Annotated in this window: 2 protein-coding genes; one reads left to right on the plus strand and one right to left on the minus strand. The window is 55.2% G+C overall.

What is annotated here, in order from left to right; all coding sequences use genetic code 11:
• A partial coding sequence (locus VK738_02285) for a sulfatase (GenBank protein ID HTD21451.1) occupies positions 1-1,358 on the minus strand: 1,358 nt, incomplete at its 3' end.
• A 169-nt stretch (positions 1,359-1,527) separates the two neighbouring features.
• On the opposite strand from VK738_02285, the gene VK738_02290 reads away from it, so the two are divergent.
• The coding region (locus VK738_02290; GenBank protein ID HTD21452.1) for a serine hydrolase domain-containing protein at positions 1,528-2,634 on the plus strand (1,107 nt) is incomplete at its 3' end.

Below are 2,634 nucleotides of genomic sequence, written 5' to 3' on the forward strand. Positions count from 1 at the left end.
ATCAACTCATACGTCTGAATCCGGTCCTTGGGATCGGGCAAAGCGCGGCCGGTGATGGTCGGACTGCCACCGCCTGAAAAGCCCGCGTACCCCAGCGATTTCAAGCGCTCCATCAGAGCAGGATCGAGCCCGGTTTTTTCCGCCAGCTCCTGACCGGTGCTGTACTGGCGAATTAGTGTGGCCAGGCGGGAATGCAATTCCTCCGCCACAGCCTTCTTTTGCGCAAACAGATTCTGAGTCTCGCCCGGATCTTTGGTCAAGTCGTAGAGCTCTGGTTTGGGCGCGTCAATAAAATGATAATTCTCGGTCTCCGCCCCACGAAGCTCGCTCCAGTTGAAGTGCAAGCGTGGCAGGAAGGTTTCCGCATACAGGCTGCGCGATTCATTTTGCTTCGTAGGCCCTATCAGCGCCAGCAGGCTACGGCCTTGCACCTGTGCCGGGACATCGATTTTTGAGATCTGCAGGATAGTTGGCATCAGGTCCGCCAAGCTGACCAGGTCGGGGACGGTTTTCGCGGAAGCACTGCCTGGCAAATGAAAGATCAGCGGCACGTGGAGCGTCGCATTGTAGATGAAGAATCCGTGAGTCTTCTCTCCGTGCTCGCCCAGGCTCTCGCCGTGATCCCCACTCAGCACGATCATGGTGCGCTCATATAGATTTTTCTGTTTCAGAAACTGAATCAGGCGGCCCACCTGGGCGTCCGCAAAAGCTATTTCTCCATCGTAAGGACGATCTTTATATTCACCGCTATAGGGTGCCGGCGGTCGGTAAGGATAGTGAGGATCGTACAAATGCATCCAGAGAAAAAACTTGTTCTGATAGTTCTTGCTAAGCCAATCTAGTGTGACATCCGCGACCATATTGCCGGGACGCTCCATTTCATCGAGATTCGATTCTTGCAGGCGGCTGAAGTCGAAGTGGTCGTAATAAAAGTCAAAACCGTGGTTCAACCCAAAGCGCGAGTCGAGCACCGCCGACCCGATCACCGCACCCGTCGTGTATCCCTGCTGTTTGAGAACCGAAGCGAGTGTGGGTTGGTCGGGACTGAGCTTGTTCGCGGCAAAATCGTGAATCCCACTGAACATAGGATACGTGCCCGTGAAGATCACGGTGTGCGCGGGCAGCGTCACTGGCACCGGGGTGTAAGCCCGTTCAAAGCGGAGACCGTCGGCGGCAAGCGCATCGATATTGGGGGTGTGAATTTGCTTGTACCCGTAGCACCCGAGGTGGTCAGCCCGCAGCGTATCAATAGTGATCACCACCACATTGGGCGCGACATTTGCTGCCGCCAACGATGCCGGAACCCACAGCAGTAAGCTGGCGATCAGCAAAGAGAGAGAGCAACGGGAGGACGCCATGGGGTAGCAAAAATTATATCCCACGGGACTTGCGGTTAATGTCTGTGCATGAGGGGGACGAGGACCGCCCACCCAGGATCGTCCCTACTCGGAACAAAATTGGTGCAGTGCTACAATTTCCGAGCGCAGCAAACGCGCTCAAGCGGGGCAACAAAACTGGGAGATTTCGATGGTCAAGAAATCCTGCCGGTCCTATCTGGTTGTTGCAACCGTATTCCTGGCTGGCTTGGTGCTTCTTAACTGCGGCGGCGGCAGGATGTCATCGCCATCCCCAGGTTCGTGTCCAGTTCTGCCTATCCTCACGTCGTCCAGCGGAAGCATTGCGCCCGCCGTTGATCCCTTGGTTGCGAGCGAGATGAAGGCCCAAGGACTTGTCGGCATGACAGTAGCCATCGCCAAGGGCGGAACTGTTCTCTACACCCAAGCCTATGGTTACGCTGACTTAAGCACCTGCCAAGCTATGGAGTCTACCGCCGAATTTCAAATCGGATCAATCACAAAGCAATTCACCGCCGCAGCCGTTTTGCAGTTGCAGAATGCGGGAAAGCTGGACATCGATAACCCAGTCATCACCTATCTGCCGAGCTACGCATTTGATCCCAGGATTACTCTACGCATGCTGTTGAATCAGACTTCCGGCCTCGCCGATTACCTCAATTTCTCGGCCGTAAATTCCTGGGTCAACGGTGTGTCCGAACCAACCGTCCTGACGCAGGTCGCCCAAGCGCCGCTGATGTTCACTCCCGGCTCTGCCTTCTCCTACAGCAACAGCAATTATTTTGTCCTGGGATCGATCATCGAAGCGGCCAGTTTGCTCAGTTACGCGAATTACCTGGCAGCTGATATTTTTCAACCGGTTGGATTAACCAAGACGTCGTACCTGCAACCTTCGGCGTTTGCCTCGCCCTATTTGGCTGGCCAGGTCCCCGGGCGCATTCCGGCACCGTCTCTGTTCTTCGCGGCTGGCGCACTCTGGTCGAATGTTCAGGATCTGGCAACCTGGGATGCGGCTGTGCTCAACGGAAAAGTGATTCCTTCTATGCTGTTCACAACCATGGTTACGCCGGCTCCAGTGCCCAACTTCCCGCATGGCAGGCCCTCCAACTATGCCATGGGCTGGGTCCGCGATACCGAGCTTGGTCATCCTTTTGTCTGGCACAACGGCGAAACTTCTTCCTATACGTCATTCAATAGCATGTTTCTGGACGACGGTTTTTCCGTAATCATTCTTACCAACGGGCCAGTAAATGAGGACACTCCGCTGCTGAATCTCGGC

It is taken from the genome of Terriglobales bacterium (assembly GCA_035487355.1).
Classification (GTDB): Bacteria; Acidobacteriota; Terriglobia; order Terriglobales; family Acidobacteriaceae; genus QIAW01.